The organism is Desulfatiferula olefinivorans (genome assembly GCF_054657895.1).
Map to the genome: position 1 here is coordinate 42,989 of NZ_BAAHXV010000008.1, position 17,181 is coordinate 60,169.

The 17,181-nt window shown below is 62.9% G+C and carries 16 protein-coding genes; 14 read left to right on the forward strand and 2 right to left on the reverse strand.

Annotated elements, in window-relative coordinates:
- The first annotated feature begins 679 nt into the window (after nt 1-679).
- From ACYQ11_RS07860 to ACYQ11_RS07900, 9 genes are all read left to right on the forward strand, one after another.
- On the forward strand, nt 680-2,890 hold the full coding sequence (locus tag ACYQ11_RS07860) for an AAA family ATPase (RefSeq protein ID WP_459923222.1): 2,211 nt from the start codon (nt 680-682) through the stop codon (nt 2,888-2,890).
- Complete coding sequence (locus ACYQ11_RS07865) at nt 2,887-3,486, forward strand: Pvc16 family protein (protein ID WP_459923223.1); 600 nt, start codon at nt 2,887-2,889, stop codon at nt 3,484-3,486. Before ACYQ11_RS07860 ends, ACYQ11_RS07865 begins: the two co-directional genes overlap by 4 nt.
- A 3-nt stretch (nt 3,487-3,489) precedes the next feature.
- The gene (locus tag ACYQ11_RS07870) at nt 3,490-4,116 is read left to right on the forward strand and encodes a carboxypeptidase regulatory-like domain-containing protein (protein WP_459923224.1); all 627 of its coding nucleotides are present in this window, start codon (nt 3,490-3,492) and stop codon (nt 4,114-4,116) included.
- A 103-nt stretch (nt 4,117-4,219) separates the two neighbouring features.
- Nucleotides 4,220-5,653 carry a phage tail sheath family protein gene (locus ACYQ11_RS07875; RefSeq protein ID WP_459923225.1) on the forward strand — a complete coding sequence of 478 codons (1,434 nt, stop codon included), beginning with the start codon at nt 4,220-4,222 and terminating at the stop codon, nt 5,651-5,653.
- An 18-nt stretch (nt 5,654-5,671) separates the two neighbouring features.
- On the forward strand, nt 5,672-7,285 hold the full coding sequence (locus ACYQ11_RS07880) for a lamin tail domain-containing protein (protein WP_459923226.1): 1,614 nt from the start codon (nt 5,672-5,674) through the stop codon (nt 7,283-7,285).
- Nucleotides 7,286-7,337: 52 nt separating this feature from the next.
- Nucleotides 7,338-7,772, forward strand: a complete 435-nt coding sequence (locus tag ACYQ11_RS07885) for a phage tail protein (protein ID WP_459923227.1) — start codon at nt 7,338-7,340, stop codon at nt 7,770-7,772.
- A complete protein-coding gene (locus ACYQ11_RS07890; protein WP_459923228.1) occupies nt 7,769-8,137 on the forward strand; it encodes a phage tail assembly protein in 369 nt (122 codons plus the stop codon). Before ACYQ11_RS07885 ends, ACYQ11_RS07890 begins: the two co-directional genes overlap by 4 nt.
- Nucleotides 8,134-8,316, forward strand: a complete 183-nt coding sequence (locus tag ACYQ11_RS07895; RefSeq protein ID WP_459923229.1) for a DUF6760 family protein — start codon at nt 8,134-8,136, stop codon at nt 8,314-8,316. The genes ACYQ11_RS07890 and ACYQ11_RS07895 overlap by 4 nt, the downstream gene beginning before the upstream one ends.
- Nucleotides 8,310-8,735 carry a phage tail protein gene (locus ACYQ11_RS07900; protein ID WP_459923230.1) on the forward strand — a complete coding sequence of 142 codons (426 nt, stop codon included), beginning with the start codon at nt 8,310-8,312 and terminating at the stop codon, nt 8,733-8,735. The genes ACYQ11_RS07895 and ACYQ11_RS07900 overlap by 7 nt, the downstream gene beginning before the upstream one ends.
- 501 nt (nt 8,736-9,236) lie before the next feature.
- Here ACYQ11_RS07900 and ACYQ11_RS07905 read toward each other — a convergent pair.
- Both ACYQ11_RS07905 and ACYQ11_RS07910 read right to left on the reverse strand, forming a co-directional pair.
- A complete protein-coding gene (locus ACYQ11_RS07905) occupies nt 9,237-9,479 on the reverse strand; it encodes a hypothetical protein (protein ID WP_459923231.1) in 243 nt (80 codons plus the stop codon).
- Nucleotides 9,480-9,968: 489 nt separating this feature from the next.
- Nucleotides 9,969-10,514, reverse strand: a complete 546-nt coding sequence (locus ACYQ11_RS07910) for a hypothetical protein (RefSeq protein WP_459923232.1) — start codon at nt 10,512-10,514, stop codon at nt 9,969-9,971.
- Nucleotides 10,515-10,588: 74 nt separating this feature from the next.
- On the opposite strand from ACYQ11_RS07910, the gene ACYQ11_RS07915 reads away from it, so the two are divergent.
- Genes ACYQ11_RS07915 through ACYQ11_RS07935 form a run of 5 tightly spaced genes read left to right on the forward strand, consistent with a single transcriptional unit; the run spans nt 10,589 to nt 17,159 of the window.
- Nucleotides 10,589-11,221 (forward strand): CIS tube protein, encoded by a 633-nt coding sequence (locus ACYQ11_RS07915; protein ID WP_459923233.1) that lies wholly within the window; start codon nt 10,589-10,591, stop codon nt 11,219-11,221.
- Nucleotides 11,222-11,240: 19 nt separating this feature from the next.
- Nucleotides 11,241-12,323: a phage late control D family protein gene (locus ACYQ11_RS07920; protein WP_459923234.1), complete on the forward strand. Its 1,083-nt coding sequence runs from the start codon at nt 11,241-11,243 to the stop codon at nt 12,321-12,323.
- Complete coding sequence (locus tag ACYQ11_RS07925; RefSeq protein ID WP_459923235.1) at nt 12,320-13,228, forward strand: phage baseplate assembly protein V; 909 nt, start codon at nt 12,320-12,322, stop codon at nt 13,226-13,228. The genes ACYQ11_RS07920 and ACYQ11_RS07925 overlap by 4 nt, the downstream gene beginning before the upstream one ends.
- 1 nt (nt 13,229) lies before the next feature.
- A complete protein-coding gene (locus tag ACYQ11_RS07930) occupies nt 13,230-13,631 on the forward strand; it encodes a GPW/gp25 family protein (protein WP_459923236.1) in 402 nt (133 codons plus the stop codon).
- The gene (locus tag ACYQ11_RS07935; protein WP_459923237.1) at nt 13,632-17,159 is read left to right on the forward strand and encodes a putative baseplate assembly protein; all 3,528 of its coding nucleotides are present in this window, start codon (nt 13,632-13,634) and stop codon (nt 17,157-17,159) included.
- Nucleotides 17,160-17,181: the final 22 nt, after the last annotated feature.

Here is a 17,181-nt window from a genome sequence, read left to right on the forward strand (position 1 = left end):
CCGTTGAAAGACGATTGTCGTTTCATCCCCGCAGGCCTTTTCTTCACGGCTTTAACCTTGATGGCTTCGTAAAACGTCCGATTTCTGCGCTTTCGCTTCATCCCTCGTCACTGCGGCGTACCCTAAGTACGCCTCATTCCTCGGGATTCGCGACGCCTTGAACTCGACCTTTTTTCTTTGCCATCATTTGATGACTTTTTACGAGTCCATCAACCTTCCTATACCTTATTATTATGACGCGTGATTGGTTAAGGAGTTCCTGTGTCACAGGGTGCGTGACAGGGGTGTGACACATCGCGTTACACCGGCGGCGAACCTTTGGCCTTGGCCGTGTCAATGGAAACAATTTGAAAAATGGAGATATAGCAATGATGGGCACGCTTCGCTTTGTCCATCCTACACGGTGCCGCCCGCGGGCCGGCGGCCTTGGAATGGGCGGGTGTCACATGGCCCTGTCACAGGGCTTTTGGGAGCGGCTTCGAACGCGGAATGGTTTTGATCTGAAACCTGACGGGAATCAGGGCCTTATCGATTTGATAGCGGTGTGGAGTGCACTGGCATCATAATTGCTCGCTCAATGCGTGTGAACCATTCGGTCATACAACCATGATGACATGTTGAAATCTGTTACTTCATAAATGATGCATTGGATCTGCTTTCAGAGCGCATGGGGTGCCCTTTGGGTTACAATCACAGTCTGGACCACATCACCGATGAGCTGGCGCGATTCAATCTCCTGCTCAACATGGCCTTTGCCCGGGCCATGGCGAGGGCCGGGGATGCTCGAAAGCCCCAGGGACTGTTTCTGCACCCCGATGAGATCGCCCGCCTGATCGATAGGCTGCCGGAGTCTCCTGAGGAAACCGGCGACGAGTCCCTGGGCTTGTTTCGGCGGCAGGCAGCACAGATGCGGGCGGCCATCGACCGGGCCCGGGAGGAAAGTCGGACCGCCGGGGTGTTCCTGAGTCTGGACCGGCTGGCCCTGCAGTTTCATCTGACGCCCGACGATCTGGATATCCTGACGGCCTGTCTCGCCATGGCCGTGGATCCGGCCTATGGCCGCATCTATGCCTTTCTTCAGGATGACATGGGCCGGACACGGCCCGGCGTGAATCTGCTTCTCACCCTCATCGGCACCTCGCTTGAACACCGGCTCCGCCTGCGCAGGCGTGTCGAACCCGGTGCGCCCCTGATTGATTTCAATCTGATTGAACCTGCCGCCTGGCCATCAGACGTGTCGCCCGGTCTTATAGACCGTTATGTCACCCTCGATGAACGGATCGTGTCCTACCTTCTGGACGAGCCGGGACTTGATCCTTCCCTGTCGTCTCTGGTCCGTTTTTTGAGTCCGCCCGTGTCTCTTGATGATCTGGTGTTCTCCCCGGAGGTTCGCCGGCGGCTCACCCGTCTGATTGATCTGGTCCGTAAACGCGACAGGGGCATGGTCCTGTATTTTTACGGCCCCCCCGGCACCGGACGAAAAAGCATGGCCCTGGCCCTTGGCGGAGCGCTGGGTATACCGGTTCTTGCCGTTGATCTCGACCTCTTTCCCGATGAGTCCCTTCTGGCGTTTGGCGATCGGGTGAGGCGGATTCTCCGGGAAGCAATCCTTCAAAACGCCTGTTTGTACTGGGAAAACGCCCAGAGCCTCCTGGACGAGCCCAGGGCTCCGCAGCTCCGGGTCTTTGCCCGCATCCTGTCATCCATCGACGGCCTGTGCGTGATCGAAGGGCGATACGGTGTTCACCCCTCAGGTCTGTTCGCGCATCAGGTGTTTATCCCCCAGGCCTTTGAGGCACCGTCCTATGCCGAGCGGCTTCAGTTGTGGGACAGGATGCTGACCGGCATCGCTGCCGGCCCCGACGTGAGCACAGCCCTTCTGGCCTCGACTTTTGTGTTCACCGGAGGGCAGATCGGAGATGCGGTGAAGACCGCCCGCCGGCTTGTTGATGTGGACCGTTACGACTCCGGCCCCCTCGATATGGACACCCTTCAGCGGGCCTGCCGTTCCCAGGCCGGTCATGCCCTGGCCGCTCTGGCCCAAAAACGGACAACTTCGGACACCTGGGATGATCTGGTCCTGCCCGGGGACCGCATGGAGCAGCTGAGGGCCATCGTCGATCAGATGCGCTACCGCTCCCTGGTGTTCGGTCTCTGGGGATTCGATAAAAAATTATCCTACGGCAAGGGCCTCCACGTGCTGTTCGCAGGGCCTTCGGGGACGGGCAAAACCATGGCGGCCGGCATCATGGCTGCGGACCTCGGGCTTGACCTTTACAAAATCGATCTGGCCCGGATGGTCAGCAAATACATCGGGGAAACCGAAAAAAACCTGTCGGCGATTTTCGATGCGGCCCAATCCAGCCAGGCCATTTTGTTTTTCGACGAAGCCGACGCCCTGTTCGGCAAACGGAGCGAGATCCATGACGCCCACGACCGTTACGCCAACATCGAAACCAGCTACCTGCTCCAGAAAATGGAGGAATACGAGGGCATGACCATTTTGTCGACCAACTTCAGGCGGAACATGGACGAGGCCTTTGTGCGGCGGCTGCAGTTTGTCGTGGATTTCCCCTTTCCGGACAGGCAGGACCGGAAACGGATCTGGGAAGGCATCTGGCCGCCGGAAACACCCCGGGACGGAACGATCGACTGGGATGATCTGGCCCGGCGTTTTGAACTGACCGGGGGGCACATACGGAACATCGGCCTTGCGGCGTCCTTCATCGCCGCCGCCGACGGCCGGACGGTGACCTCCGCCCATCTGCTTCGGGCCACCCGGCGGGAGTTTCTGAAAATGGGCAAGCTGATGACCGGCGGTGAGTTCAACACCCAGGCGACGGAGGCCGATATCGGCAAACCGCGGCGTGATGAAAGGCGGATCCAATGATCGTCGATCTGGACAGAACCCTCGAAGACCTGCTCCGGCAGGAACTGCTGCCGGTGATCGGGTCGTCGGTGGCCATCTGTTTCGCCACCCCCGACGGAAATTTCCCCCCCCCGTCGGTGACCCTGCCTGCGGTGGACCTGTTTTTGTACGACGTGCGGGAAAGCATGGAACTTCGCAGCAGTGAATGGACCGTGACCCGCAACAGCGACGGAACCGCTTCCCGCAAACCGCCGCCGGTCCGGGTGGAATGCTCCTACATGATCACGGCCTGGCCCGCAGAGAGCACGCCGAATCCCCCCCAGGACGAACATTACATGCTGGGCGAGGTGATGAAGGTGCTGCTGCGCTATCCGGTGCTGCCCGAAGCCGTTCTCAAGGGAAGTCTGAAAAATCAGAGCCCGGCCCTGCCCGCCGTGACCCTTCAGCCCGGTTACCTCCAGAGCCTGGGTGAGTTCTGGCAGGCCCTGGGGGGCAAACCCAAGGCCGTGTTGAACTACAAGGTCACCATCGGGGTGGATGTTCACGCAGAACGGGCCGCCGGGCCGCCGGTCATCGACAAACGTCTGAAATTCAGGACCGGAACCGGGAAAGGGTAGGCCATGGCGGTCTGGGAGGAAATTCGTCATCAGGTGGCCGTGGTCGGAACCGTGACCGGATCGGCCGACGGCAGGGCGATGGTAGGAGTGCGGGTTGCCATCGTGGACGGCCCGGTGGAATGGCGGCAGATTCTTGCCCTCCGGGAAGCACTGGCAGGGGAAGCCTGGCCCTGTCTGGCCCGAAGACCTGATCGGGTGACGACCGGAACGGACGGCCGGTTTCATTTCATGGACCTGCCCGACGGGGACTATGTTCTGTCGGCGTACGTTGACGGTTTCGTCCGGCGTTACGGCAGGGCCGAGCAGACCGTGACGGTGTCACGGACCCCGGGCGGGGACATTCACATGGCCCGGGCCGATCTGGTTCTTCCGGTCAGCCGGATCCGGGGGAGAATTCTGAGGCAGGGCACGGACACCCCGGTGCCCATGGCTGAGATTCGCATGACCGGCTGCGCCGATGCCGCGCGCAGTGATGCCGACGGGGCCTTCAGCCTGGCCGGTGTGGAGGCCGCACCCGGACCGCGACCGATGACCGTCCGTGCCGTGGGGTATCAGGACCGCACCGTGACGGTGACCCTGTCTGAAGCCGGAGCCGAAGCCGTGGCGGAGGTGATGCTTGTGCCCCGGTGAGACTGAATCCGATCATCGCGGATTAAGCGAGAAACGATACATAAACCCAGCAACCATGACGAGATAAAACGGTTTCCTGACCCAATTCCAAGGAGGTACGACCATGGCGAACTATTTGTCACCGGGTGTCTATGTGGAAGAAATCCCATCGGGCATCCAGCCCATTGCCGGTGTGGGAACGAGTACGGCGGGCTTCATCGGGGTTTTCGCGGAAAACACCCTCACCATTCCGGAAAGTTCCAGCCTGGCACGGGACGAGTCCATTGGACGCGGGGACGGCACGGCCACGGTGTTCGATCTTTCCAATTACGGGGTGCTGACCACGGCCGGAACCTTTGACATCCGCGTGAACGGCCAGTCCACGGCCGCCACGCTGTCAAACGACGATGACGAGGAAATCTCCCGGGTGACCTTCGCCGCGCCCCCGGCCACGGGCGCCCTGATCACCGGAGACTACGTGTATGAATACACGGCGGCCACCGTGACTCCCGTGGCCGCCGGCGAGGTCCGTCTGTGCACCAACTTCAGCCAGTTCAAAAAATTCTTCGGCGGTTTTTCGACCAACACGGGGCAGCGGAACCTGGCCCATGCCGTGTACGGATTTTTCAACAACGGCGGCACCCGCTGCTACGTGGTCCGGGAAGCCGGCACCGCCTCCGTGGCTGCGTCGGCCCTGCGGCAGTTCGAAGCCATCGACGAGATCGCCCTGGTGGCGGCGCCGGGCATCACCGATGCCTCGGTCCGAAGCGCCATCGTCACCCACTGCAGGGTCAATACCACGGACCGCTTCGCCATTTTTGACAGCTCCGAGACCGTGGAGACCGCAGGCGAACTTGATCTGACCCTTCTGGATCCGTCCAATGCGGCCAATGTGTTGCCGGATAATTCGGATTACGCGGCCTTCTATTTCCCCTGGCTCGAGGTCTTCGATCCTGCATCCAAGATCCGGAACCCCAAAGGCACAGGCTCGATCTTCGTTCCGCCCTCGGGCCACATGGCCGGGATTTACGCCCGGGTGGACACCGCAAGGGGGGTTCACAAGGCCCCGGCCAACGAGGTTCCCATGGGGGCCCTGGGTCTGAAGTACGCCGTCAGCAAGGCCCAGCAGGACGGTCTCAATCCCCAGGGGGTCAACTGCATCCGTGATCTCAACGGCAATATCCGCGTCTGGGGCGCCCGCACCATCGGCGGCGACCGGAACGGCGAATGGAAATACATCAACGTGCGCCGTCTGTTTCTCTATCTGCGTGAATCCATCGACGAGGGCACCCAGTGGGTGGTGTTCGAACCCAACGACATGGCGCTCTGGGCCAAGATCCGACGAAACATCACGGCCTTCCTCACCAATGTCTGGCGATCCGGCGCTTTGTTCGGGGTTACCCCCCAGGAGGCCTTTTTCGTCAAGTGCGACGAGGAAACCAACCCGCCCGAGGTAAGGGACCTGGGCCAGGTGGTGACGGAGATCGGTGTGGCGGTGGTCAAACCCGCCGAGTTCGTGATTTTCCGCATCAGCCAGTGGGCGGGTTCGGGCGAGTAATCATAAAAGGCGGCGCGTATGACCCCATCACGGTCCCATAACTATGTGAGTCCGGGCCTTTTTATCGAGTCCGTCGGCCCGGATTCCAACACCGCGCTGGAAACGGCGGTTCCTTTGTTTATCGGCCTTTTGCCCCTGGATGATCCGGCCGTTTGCGAGGAAATAGCCGCCTCCGGCCTGTACCGGCTCCGGACGGCGTCCCCGGCAGGTGACGGTCCCTTTCCGGTATGTATCAGTCGCGCGGGGGCCGTCGAGGCCTTCGGCGGTCTGGATGGGTCGGGGTTTCTGACGGACGCGGTCCGGGGGTTTTTCGAAAACGGGGGCAAACGCTGCCGTGTGGGCGCACTGGCCTTCGATACCTCCCGGACAACGGCCCTTGCGGCCCTTGACCGGGTGCTGGCCGATGCGGAGATTCTGACCGACATCGATCTGGTTGCCGCCCCTGATCTGATGTGGCTTTACGAAGGTCTGCATCTTTTGTCGTCCGCCGACGTGATAATCATGCAGAACCGGATTCTCGATCACTGCCGTCTTTTCCCCGGCCGGTTTGCCGTCCTCGACGCCCTGCCGGAGGTCGACGCGGCAGGTCTTCTTTTACAGCGGAAACGTCTGGTCGGTGACAACGGGGCCCTTTATCACCCCTTTGTGAAAACCCTGGCAGAATCGGGGCTGCCCTCCCGAACGGTGCCGCCCTGCGGTCATGTCTGCGGCATCTATGCGCGGTGCGATCATCAGGTCGGCGTCCACCGGGCTCCGGCCAACGAAGCCCTTGAAGGCGTCGTGGATCTTGCCTCCGTCGTGGACGGGGACACCCAGGACCGGCTTAACCCCCTTCATGTCAACGTCATCCGGGCCTTTCCCGGCCGGGGTCTCCGCCTCTGGGGTGGCCGGACCCTCAGCCGCCGTCCGGAGTGGCGCTATGTCAATGTCCGACGGGTGTTTCTCACCCTTTCCCGTTGGCTGGACGCCTATATGGCCGGGCTGGTGTTCGAGCCCAACGACCACAGGCTCTGGGCACGGGTCCGGCGGGACATTTCCGCCTGTCTCGAAACCTATCACCGGCAGGGGGCCCTTGCGGGAGCAGCGCCCCGGGACGCCTTTTTCGTTCACTGCGATGAGCGGACCAACCCGGCCGATCAGCGGGACCTGGGCCGTCTGGTCACGGAGATCGGTCTGGCTCCCGCCTCGCCCTGTGAATTTATCGTGATTCGTATCATCCACACCGACGGGGGCACCCGCATCGTTCCGGAGGGCGGGGAGGACCTCTTTCCTCTGGGCACAGGGTTGACGGAATCCGCCTCGCCGTTCGCGGGTCCGGTCATCGCCCACATCGCCTACACGGCGCCGGGGCGGGATCTGGACCATGAGTATGTGGAGATCGAAAACCGGTCGGACCGGGTCGAGGATCTGGGCAACTGGACCCTGGGGGACCGTGCGGGACACGTATACCTCTTTCCCCGGATTATTCTTGGTCCCGGAGCGCGGTGCCGCATCTGGACCCGGGCGGGAACCGACACGGACGATCAGCTCTTCTGGGGCATGGGGCGGGCCGTCTGGAACAACACCGGCGACCGGGCCGTCCTGAGGGACCGGCACGGCCTGACGGTTCATACGTATGAATACGCCCCCTAAGTGGGGCATGTGACATGGATTATGGCGTGTAATCTCTAAAGGAGGAACATTTATGGCAACAGGAACGAGGACCGATCCCTACCGCGCGTTTAACTTCATCGTCGAAATCGACGGCATCGCCCGGGCGGGGTTCCAGGAATGCTCCGGTCTGGATACCAGCCAGGACCCCATCGAGTACCGAGAAGGCAACGAGGGACTCACGGTCCGTAAACTGACCGGTCTGGTCAAGTATTCCAACATTACTCTCAAGTGGGGCACCACCGATGACGCGGCGCTGTGGGACTGGCGGAAGAACGTCATGGCGGGCAGGGACGACCGGAAAAACGGCTCCATCGTTCTTCTGGACAGCACCGGCCAGGAGAAGGTCCGCTGGAATTTCCGGGAAGGCTGGCCCACCAAATGGACCGGGCCCACCTTCAATGCCACCGGCAGCGAGGTGGCGGTGGAAACCCTTGAAATCGCCCATGAAGGACTTGAAAAAGCATGAGTATGATCACCGAATTTCCCTTTACGCTGCCGGTGGGCTACCTGGATACGGACGGCGCGGTGCACAAAGAGGGCGTCATGCGTCTGTCCACGGCCTACGATGAAATCGTGCCCATGAAGGACCCAAGGGTCCAGGCCAATCCCGGTTACCTGATCATCATCCTGCTGTCCCGGGTGATCACGAAGCTGGGGGATCTGGAATTTCTGAATCCCAAAGTCATCGAGAATCTTTTCTCCGGCGACCTGGCCTACCTTCAGGATTTTTATCAGAGGATCAACCGCAACGGGCATGATCGTTTTCTGGTTCAGTGCCCCCATTGCGAAAAGGAATTTCAGGTGGAGGCCCCGGTGCCGGGGGAGCCGTGAGCTACCCTCTGGAACGTCTGTTCGAGGAGGTAGCCTACATCGCCTATCACTTCAACTGGGATCATGACCGGATCATGGCCATGGAGCATAGGGACCGCGAGGCCTGGGTGGCGGAAATCGCCAAGATCAACCGGAAAATCAACGATGACACGGACACGATGACGAGGCCCCCATGGTAAGACAGCCCTGTCGCGCCTTTAATTTTCATGTGGAGATCGGCGGCCTGACCGTGGGGGGGTTTTCCGAGGTGTCGGGACTTGCCCTGGAAACGGATGTGAAGGAATACCGCGAGGGCGGTGAAAACGATCATCTGATCAAACGGGCCGGGCCCTCCCGTCCCACCGGCAATCTGGTGCTCAAACACGGGGTCACCGGCGATTCCACCCTGTGGGACTGGTATCAGGCCAACCGGGAAGGCCGGGTGATGAGACGGTCCGTCTCGGTGATTCTGCTGGACGCCATGATGAATGAAGTGATGCGTTACAATTTCAGGGAGGCCTACCCGGTCCGCTGGGAGGGGCCCCGGTTGAACGCCCGGGGCGCCGAGGTGGCCGTCGAAACCCTGGAACTGGCCCACCACGGTATGCGTATCGCGTAAACGACCGATACCCGGGATATTTTGGATCAAGGATGTGATGGATACACGAGAGAGACCGGCCGGCGAAACGGCGGACAATGACAGGTCTGTGGGGATCACGGAACGCTATGCGCCCGATCCCGGGGTGATCGCCCTCGGTCGGATCCGGTCACGGGCCCGTCGTCTGTCGGCACCACCGGCTTCCGGTTCCCTGGCCCGGCAGCTTTTTGACCGGTATGTCAGACGGGGCCGGTTTAAGGTGGGATGGCCGGCTGATCTGCCGTATCCGTCGGCGTCAGGGCCCCGGCCGGATTATGCTGCGGTGCCCGTGGTACAGGCCGGGCTCCGGATTCCCAGGGCGCCCGGGTCCCATCCGTCCGCACCGATCAGCGGGACCATACCCGCCAGCGGTCCGGGCGCGGCCCTGCCCCGGCCTTTGGAAGGGGTCGGGGTACGGCCGGTAACGCCCCGGCCCGGCCGGTTGTCGAAACGGTTCCGGATCGGTCCGGTTTCGCCCCTCGTTTATCCGGATAAAACGCCGGTTGTGGCGGCGGGCATGGGAAAAACCGGACCCTCGGTGGTGTCGGCAATGCGGATGCCTTCTCCGGCAAAGCGTGGTCCCGGGCGTTCTGATCCGGGGGGCATGCCCCCGGTCACGCAGGCGGATAGTCCCGGGTCCGGCCACGAATCCGAGGGCGGGCGCCGCCGGGAAACCGGAAGCACGGCCGGAAACATCAGCCGGACGGTCGGGCAGACATCAGGCATGCCGTCCGTCTCCGGACACGCGGTACCTTCCGGCCCGGTATCCCCTCCGGCCGGGGTACCGTCTCTGTCGGTAACCGAAAGCGTCAGGGCCGAAGAAGGTCGGGCCCTGTCCCGGGCCCCTCTGGATCATGTCCGCTCCCTCACGGGGGAGTCTTCTTTATCGGAGGCCCGCCGTTTCCGAACGGACCGGCTTCGGGGTCCCTCCGGCCGGGGCGGGCCGTTTCATGAACATCGGGGTCATAGGCCATTGCCCGATGCCCTGATCCCGGTGGTGAAGGCAAGGGCCGCGGCGTCGGTCCCGGCGTCGGATGCTGCCGCTCAGGCGTCGTTCCGCCGGCCGGCGCCCGGGCGAGCCGTGATTTGGAAACCCGCCGGAGCATCCCCTCGGATCCCTTGCGGGACGTCGGGAAGGGGGCCAGGGGCGGGGGCGGGGGGCAGAGCCCTTGTTTTCGATCATGCCGGAACTGTGTCGTCTGTGGTGAAAGGCCGTCAACCGGGGTCGGGTTTGCCCGTCGGGCCCGGGCCGTCGATGATCACGGCTCCCGGACGCTTCGGCCGCCGGTCCATGACGCCCCAAATAGTCCGGCCCGGCCGGCGAACGCCGGTGACGATCATGGGGCAGCCCGGGCATAGGGCGGTGATGCCGATATCATCCGGGTTGCTCCGACACAACAGAGCTGCTTTCCTGCCGGTATCTAAAACCGGAACGCGGGCGACCACGGCACCTGATGCCGGGGCAGAGCCGTCGTCGAACGTTTTTTCGGAACGAAACCTTCGGGACTCCGGCGAGGATCGCGTGTCGATGGTTCTCGCCCGGGCTCCGGAGCCGTGGGCCGCCCGGGCCCATTCCAGGGACGGGCTCGGGTCAGGTGTGGAATCCGGCAGTCGCGTGTCGCCCGGAATGCCGCCCCCCGAAAGCGGCGGCGAGCCGCGGGACAGGGCCCCTGACATGCCCTCGCCTGCGGCATCGGTACCGGAGGCGAGGGGGCCGCACGACCCGGCCGGGCTGGCCGATCGGGTGTACGCCCTGATCATGGAACGGCTTACCCTGGAGAGGGAAAGCCTGGGTTTATGAGCAAACGACGGATACATGACTGAGGAGTGTGGGCATGGCCCTTGAAAAAGCCGTCATTCAACGGTACGACCCGGACACCCTGACCGTCCATGGCGAGGCGGTGCCGGTGCTGTTCAATCCCGGTCAGTACCGTCTTTCCAAGTCCAACCGGTTTGTCGAGACGGCGGTGCCCGGTCTTTCGGCCTCGCTGATCCAGTTCGGCCAGGGCAACGGCCGGGTTCTGACCATGCAGCTTTTTTTCGATACCTACGAGGAACGCACCGATGTCAGGGAGCATACGGACCGGATCACCGGCCTTCTGGATATTGACCCGGAACTCCATGCACCGCCGGTCTGTGTGTTCAGTTGGGGCGATCTGAATTTTGTCAGTGTCCTTGAACGGGCAGAGATGGCTGTCGATCTGTTTCTGCCCAGCGGCGTTCCGGTCCGGGCCACCCTGGACGTGACCTTCAAGGAATATTTCGACGGCAGGCGGCACGGGGCCAATCTCCAGTCGGCCAATTTCGCCAAGCGCTACGTGGTGAGGCGGGGGGACACCCTCAGCGGTATTTCGGGACGGGTCTATGATGATCCGGGGTATTGGCGGTTCATTGCGGAGGAAAACCGTATCGATGATCCCCTGTCCATCGTTCCCGGGCAGGTGCTGGTGATTCCGGCCATCGAATGAAAGGATAGGCGGAGAGGGTATGGCGGAACGATACGCCCCGGCGTTTGCGATCATGATCAACGGCAGGGAGGTCCCCCGGGAGGTGTCTGCGGGCATGGTCTCTTTGAGTGTGACCGATACCTCGGACCGGGCCGATTCCTTTGCGATCCGGATCAGCGACCGGCATCACAAACAGGGCCGGTTTGCCGGCGGGGCCGCGCTCAAATGGATGGACAGCAGTCTGTTCGACGAGGGCAATGAGGTGATGATTCAGATGGGCTACGTCAACGACATGACCGTCACGTTTTCAGGCGAGATCACGGCGGTGTCCGCCGCCTTTCCGGCCGGCGGCAGCCCCGAGCTGACGGTCCGGGGGTTTTGTCTCTTGCACCGTCTCCAGAGACGGCGGCGGACCCGGGCCTTCGAAGCGGCCACGGCCTCGGGCATCGCCCGGGAAATCGCCCGGGACATGGGCCTTGCCGCAACGGTGGACGAGACCGCCTTCGAGCATCCCCACAATCTGTCCGAAGACGAGACCTATGCCTCGATCCTCGCGGCCAAGGCCCGGCCCATTGCCTTTGAAGTGACCGTCAAGGGAAAAACCCTTTATTTTGTCAAACCCCGCTATCTGACCCATCCCGACCCGGACCTTGTCCTCGAATGGGGCCGGGATCTGGGGTCGTTCACCCCCGCCGTCAACACCTACACCATGACCACCGAGGTCCGGGTCCGCGCGTCCCAGACCTCCCAGGGGGGCGGCAAGGACGCCCTGGTGGGCGTGGCGGGCGCCGGTGACGAGCGGGTGTCCATGGGAAAGAAAACCGCCTCCCTCATCGCCCGGGAAATCTTCGGCGACAATCCGGTCCGGCTGATCGAATCGGACGTGAGCAGTCAGGAGGAGGCCCGAGACATCGCCCTGGCCCAGCTCGAGGCCCGGTCCCTGGACTTTATCACGGCCTCGGGCACCGTCATCGGAAGGCCGGACATTTCGGCCCGAAAGGTCGTGGCCGTCAGGGGGGTGGGGCGGCGCTACAGCGGGAATTACTACCTGACCTCGGTAACCCATACCATCGACGCCGGGGGATATCGGACCCAGTTTCAGGTGAAAAGGAACGGACGATGAGTGTGCTTGGCATGATGAACAGCGCGGCCCGGATGCCGGGCCGGGACAACCGGATCTACGGGGTGGTCACCGCCATCGTCCGGGATATCCGGGATCCGGAAGGGCTGGGGCGGATCAAGCTCGATTTCCCCTGGCTGGCCGAGGAAAACGACGAGGTGGCCTCGGCATCCGGCGAACACCGGTCTCACAGCTACTGGGCCCGTATCGCCACCCTCATGGCCGGCGGCGGCCGGGGCTCTTTTTTCATTCCCGAGGTGGGGGACGAGGTGCTGGTGGCCTTCGAACAGGGAAACATCAATTACCCCTTTGTGCTGGGCTGCCTCTGGAACCGTGACGATCCGCCGCCCCGGACCATGGACGACGACCGGAAAAATCATGTGAGGTCCCTTCGGACACGGAGCGGCCATGTCCTGGAATTCGACGACAACACCGACGAAAAGGCGGCGGCCATCCGGATCACCAGCCAGGGCGGACACAGTCTGGTGATCGACGATTCCGGCGGTACCGGGCGCATTTCGCTGAGAACGGCGGCCGGTCATGAGATCAGTCTGGATGACGAGGCAGGCACCGTGACCCTTGCCGATCATGGGGGCAACAGCCTGAGTCTGGATGCGGGGGCAGGCACCCTTACCGTCCAGACCAACGGCGACCAGACCCTGAGCGGCCAGGGGAGTATCACCATCGAGGCCCTTTCCGGTGTGACCATCAAGGCCCCGGGCGGCATCACCCTGGACAGCACCAGCGTCACGCTGGGCACCGGGGCCTCCATGGCCCTGGTCAACGAAACCTTTCTGAACCTGTTCAATACCCACATGCACGTGGGCAACATGGGCGCGCCCACCTCACCGCCGGTGGTTCCGGCCGTGCCCGGTGTTCAGACAACCATTTTCACCAAGGGGGCATGAGATGGGGCAGGATTTTTTAGGGGTGGGCTGGGCCTGTCCGGTGACCGTTGATTCTGTCGACGGGGACATCGCCCTGTCCCGTTACGAGGAGGCCGTGAAGCAGTCGATTCTGATCATTCTGAAAACCGCCCCCGGCGAACGGGTGATGCGCCCGGATTTCGGCTGCGGCATTCATGACTACGTGTTCGCGCCCAACACCACCCACACGGCGGGGATGGTCCGTTTCCATGTGGAGGAGGCCCTGGCGCGCTTTGAACCCCGGATCAGAAATCTGTCGGTGACGGTGGACCCGGACCGGTCCCGGCCGGATGTGCTTCTTATCACCATCTCCTACACGATAAGGTCCACGGACAGCCGCTTCAATCTGGTCTATCCCTTTTACCTGGAGAGGGGGGACATCTAAATGGCGATTTCCGCTCCCGACCTTTATAGAAAGACCGCCGACCGGATCACGGCCGAGATCGAAGCCGAGCTCCGGCATCCGGACATCGGCTGGGACGGACCGGACGACGGGCCGGGCAGGGCCCTGATCCGACTGTTCGGCCGCCTTGCCGAGCTGGCCGTCACGCGTTTGAACCGGGTGCCGGACAAACATTTTTTCGCCTTCCTGAACGCGGCGGGCCTGGATTACGTGCCCCCCGCCCCGGCCACCGTGACCCTTGCCTTCACCATGAACGATGAGGGGCCCGCCCATGTGATCGTTCCCAAGGGGGCCCGGATGGCCACGACGGCCACCGAGCGTCTGCCGGAGATCGTGTTCGAGACCGACCGGGACATGACCCTGTGCCCCAACCGTCTGACTGCGGCCTTCGCCGTTGACCGTCTTCGGGTCTCAGACGTGACGGACCGGGCTTTGGGCCGCGTCCTTGCCTCCTACCCGGCGTTTTCGGGAGACAGGGAACGGGTGCGTGAGGTTTATCTGGCGGACCCGTCCCTGTTCGTGTTTGACGACGATACCCACAGGGAGGCCGCCACAGTGACCCTTACCGTCGAGGTCGAGACCCCCGGCGATCCGTCGGCGGACGGCTGGTCGTTGTCCTGGTCCACCTTTGACGGGAAGGGCTGGTCCATTGACCTGACATCCTTTGTGACGGAAGACCAAACCCGTGGGTTCAGGAAGAGCGGCCGCATCACCTTTTCCCGTCTTCCTGTGTTATGCGAAACCGAAATCGGCGGCCGGGTCGGAGTCTTTATCCGCTGCGCCCTGACAGGCGGCGATCATCGGGACCATCTGCCGACGATCCGGTCCATTTCCGGCAGCCGGATGATCGACGTGCCGGGGACAGTCCTTGCGGCCGACAGCCTGATCAGCGCCGTCCAGTCGGGCACCACCCTGGTGCCCCAGGAGCAGGTCAACGATTTTTTTCCCTTTGGCCGGCGCCCCTCACGCCTCGACGCCTTTTATCTGAGGCTGGATGAGGCCCTGAACAAGGCGGGGAGCGTTCTGGGGCTGGCCATGGCCGTCGATCATGCGCCGGACAACACACCGACGGGTCTTGTCGTGACGGTCATCTGGGAATACTTCGGGAACGACGGCTGGTCGCCGATCTATGACACGGCCGCGAACCGGGGCATCACCCCCATCGATTTCACCCGGCCGGGCCGTCAGACCAGCCGGTTTACCACCCCCGAGGATATCCGGGCCGTTTCGGTCGGCGGAAAAACAGGCTACTGGATCAGGGCCCGGATCACCGCAGGCTCGTTCGAAAGTCCCGGATATCTGGACCAGGTCACCGTGGGGGACCGGATCCTGCCGAACTGGGTATCACCGCGGTTCTACGCGCCGATCATCGCCGATCTGACGTTGACCCTGACCTATCGGACGGACGCGAGTCCAGTACGGCCCCTGTCGTCGGTGCTGGGCGCAGCGGACGGATGGGTGCGTGATCTCACCGCCGATCTCACCCGGGGCCTTTCCGTGGCTCCCTTTGAAGCCCGGGAAGAGGGGCCCGCCTTCTATCTGGGCTTGGCCCGCGTTTTTCCAGCCGGGCAATGGATTCAGATCCATATCGAGGTGGATGACACCGCCGTAAAGGACGGAGAAACCCCGCCGTTGGTCTGGGAATACGATACCGGAAAAGGCTTTTGTCCGCTGCGGACATCCGACGGCACCGATCACCTGACCCGGACGGGGTATCTGGGTTTTTTCGCGCCGGACGACCATCCGGCCGGGACCGTTTTCGGCGTTACGGCCCACTTCATCCGGGCGGTTCCGGACAAGGCCGCAGAGGCGTTTGCCACGCCCGCCCTTCACACCATAAGGCTCAACACCGTTCCGGCCACCAATGCCGAGACGGTGAAGGATCTGATTCTGGGATCGTCGGACGGCAAGGCCGACCAGTGTTTCTCACTGCCGAGGACGCCGGTGCACGCCGGGGTGAGACTCGTGGTGTCCGAGCCGGACATTCCGCCCGATGAGGAACTGAAACGGCATGGCGAGGAGTTGGCACGGACCGATGCCGGGACGCCTGCGGTGTTGACGGAAACGGGGGGAGATGGGACTATCCGGCGATGGGTGCGCTGGATCGAGGTTTCTGATTTCTTTTCGTCCCGGACGGACAGCCGTCATTTCACCGTGGACCCCGTGACCGGACAGGTGAGGTTCGGCGACGGGACAAGGGGCGCCATCCCTCCGGCCGGGATCAACAATGTCAAGGCCCTTTCGTTCAGGCGTCACAACGGCGCCAAAGGTAATGTGGGTCCCCATGCGGTGACGGCCGTCCAGAATCCCGGCGGGGTGCTTGCCCATATCGACAGCGTGACCAACCCCGAGGCCGCAACCGGGGGGTCGGACGGAGAGAGTCTTGAGGCCATCCGTGAACGGGGGCCACAGCGCCTCAAGCACCGGGAACGGGCGGTTACCTGGGAAGACTACGAATGGCTGGCCCGGGAAGCGGGCAGTGAAATCCGGTCCGCCGCCTGCTTTCCCGTGACCGACAGCCTGGGACGACACCGGGCCGGAGAGGTGACCGTTGTCATCATCCCCGAAAGCAGGGCGGCAAAGCCCGCCCCCGGCCCCGCTCTGATCCGGCGGGTCCGGAGCTTTCTCGAGACCCACGCCCTCTTGAACCTTCACCGGGACGGGGGCATCCACGTGAAGGGGCCCGATTACGTGTCCTGCACGGTCAAAGCCCGGGTGGTGCCGGTGTCCCCTGATTCGGCGGACCGGGTCGAACTGGATATCCTAAGCCGGCTGGATGCTTTTTTGAACCCCCTGAACGGCGATCCAGGCCAAACGGTGCGGCGTCTGGGCCGGGATGTGTTTCTGTCCGAAATCAGCGCCCAGATCGAGGCGGTCCCGGGGGTGGACCATGTGGCGTCCCTGACCGTTTTTGGATCCCTTCAGCAGTACACCCTCTACCCGGCCGTGGAAGACGGCGCGTACCGGATTTTGCCCTACGACCTGTCGCCGGACTGCCGGGCGGCCACCTTCGATGAGCGGATCTGCCTTCTTTTGGCCGACGGCGTGAGAACCACGGACCAGGCCGTGTCCCGGGGGATCCGCGCCCTTACCGTTTACGGGTTCAAGACCGATGACACGGTGGCCGTGGTCGATGACGCCGGGATCTGTCTTCGGGAACAGCTGGTGATCGCCTCGGTATCCGATACCCGCATCGGGTTTACGGTTCCCTTCGAAGCCCCCCTTCACTGGGAACGGCGCTGCGCCCTGGTGTCGGCGGACCGGCGGCTGAAACTGCCCCTTGCCTCGGAAGACAATGTGATCACCCATGAGGACGGCCGGGTGGCCGGTCTGATCGTTCGGACCTTTGAGCCGGGGGATCGGGTCTGCCTGGTCCGGGGCACCCTCCGTGACCCGGCCCTGGAATTCATTCCCCTGGATCGGGTGGAACCTGCAGTATCCCGGGTGTTTGTTCCGAAAACCTGTCTGGTTTATCCGGGTGACCACGACATCGACATGGTGCTGGAATGATCCCCCATGCGAACGATGAAGG

Excerpts from the sequence above, each read along its gene's own strand:
- ACYQ11_RS07915 (WP_459923233.1), top strand. The coding sequence starts at position 10,589 with ATGGCCCTTGAAAAAGCCGTCATTCAACGGTACGACCCGGACACCCTG.
- ACYQ11_RS07905 (WP_459923231.1), bottom strand. The coding sequence starts at position 9,479 with ATGCCTGATGTCTGCCCGACCGTCCGGCTGATGTTTCCGGCCGTGCTT.
- ACYQ11_RS07890 (WP_459923228.1), top strand. The coding sequence starts at position 7,769 with ATGAGTATGATCACCGAATTTCCCTTTACGCTGCCGGTGGGCTACCTG.
- ACYQ11_RS07875 (WP_459923225.1), top strand. The coding sequence starts at position 4,220 with ATGGCGAACTATTTGTCACCGGGTGTCTATGTGGAAGAAATCCCATCG.
- ACYQ11_RS07885 (WP_459923227.1), top strand. The coding sequence starts at position 7,338 with ATGGCAACAGGAACGAGGACCGATCCCTACCGCGCGTTTAACTTCATC.
- ACYQ11_RS07920 (WP_459923234.1), top strand. The coding sequence starts at position 11,241 with ATGGCGGAACGATACGCCCCGGCGTTTGCGATCATGATCAACGGCAGG.
- ACYQ11_RS07910 (WP_459923232.1), bottom strand. The coding sequence starts at position 10,514 with ATGATCAGGGCGTACACCCGATCGGCCAGCCCGGCCGGGTCGTGCGGC.
- ACYQ11_RS07880 (WP_459923226.1), top strand. The coding sequence starts at position 5,672 with ATGACCCCATCACGGTCCCATAACTATGTGAGTCCGGGCCTTTTTATC.
- ACYQ11_RS07925 (WP_459923235.1), top strand. The coding sequence starts at position 12,320 with ATGAGTGTGCTTGGCATGATGAACAGCGCGGCCCGGATGCCGGGCCGG.
- ACYQ11_RS07865 (WP_459923223.1), top strand. The coding sequence starts at position 2,887 with ATGATCGTCGATCTGGACAGAACCCTCGAAGACCTGCTCCGGCAGGAA.
- ACYQ11_RS07930 (WP_459923236.1), top strand. The coding sequence starts at position 13,230 with ATGGGGCAGGATTTTTTAGGGGTGGGCTGGGCCTGTCCGGTGACCGTT.
- ACYQ11_RS07870 (WP_459923224.1), top strand. The coding sequence starts at position 3,490 with ATGGCGGTCTGGGAGGAAATTCGTCATCAGGTGGCCGTGGTCGGAACC.
- ACYQ11_RS07900 (WP_459923230.1), top strand. The coding sequence starts at position 8,310 with ATGGTAAGACAGCCCTGTCGCGCCTTTAATTTTCATGTGGAGATCGGC.
- ACYQ11_RS07935 (WP_459923237.1), top strand. The coding sequence starts at position 13,632 with ATGGCGATTTCCGCTCCCGACCTTTATAGAAAGACCGCCGACCGGATC.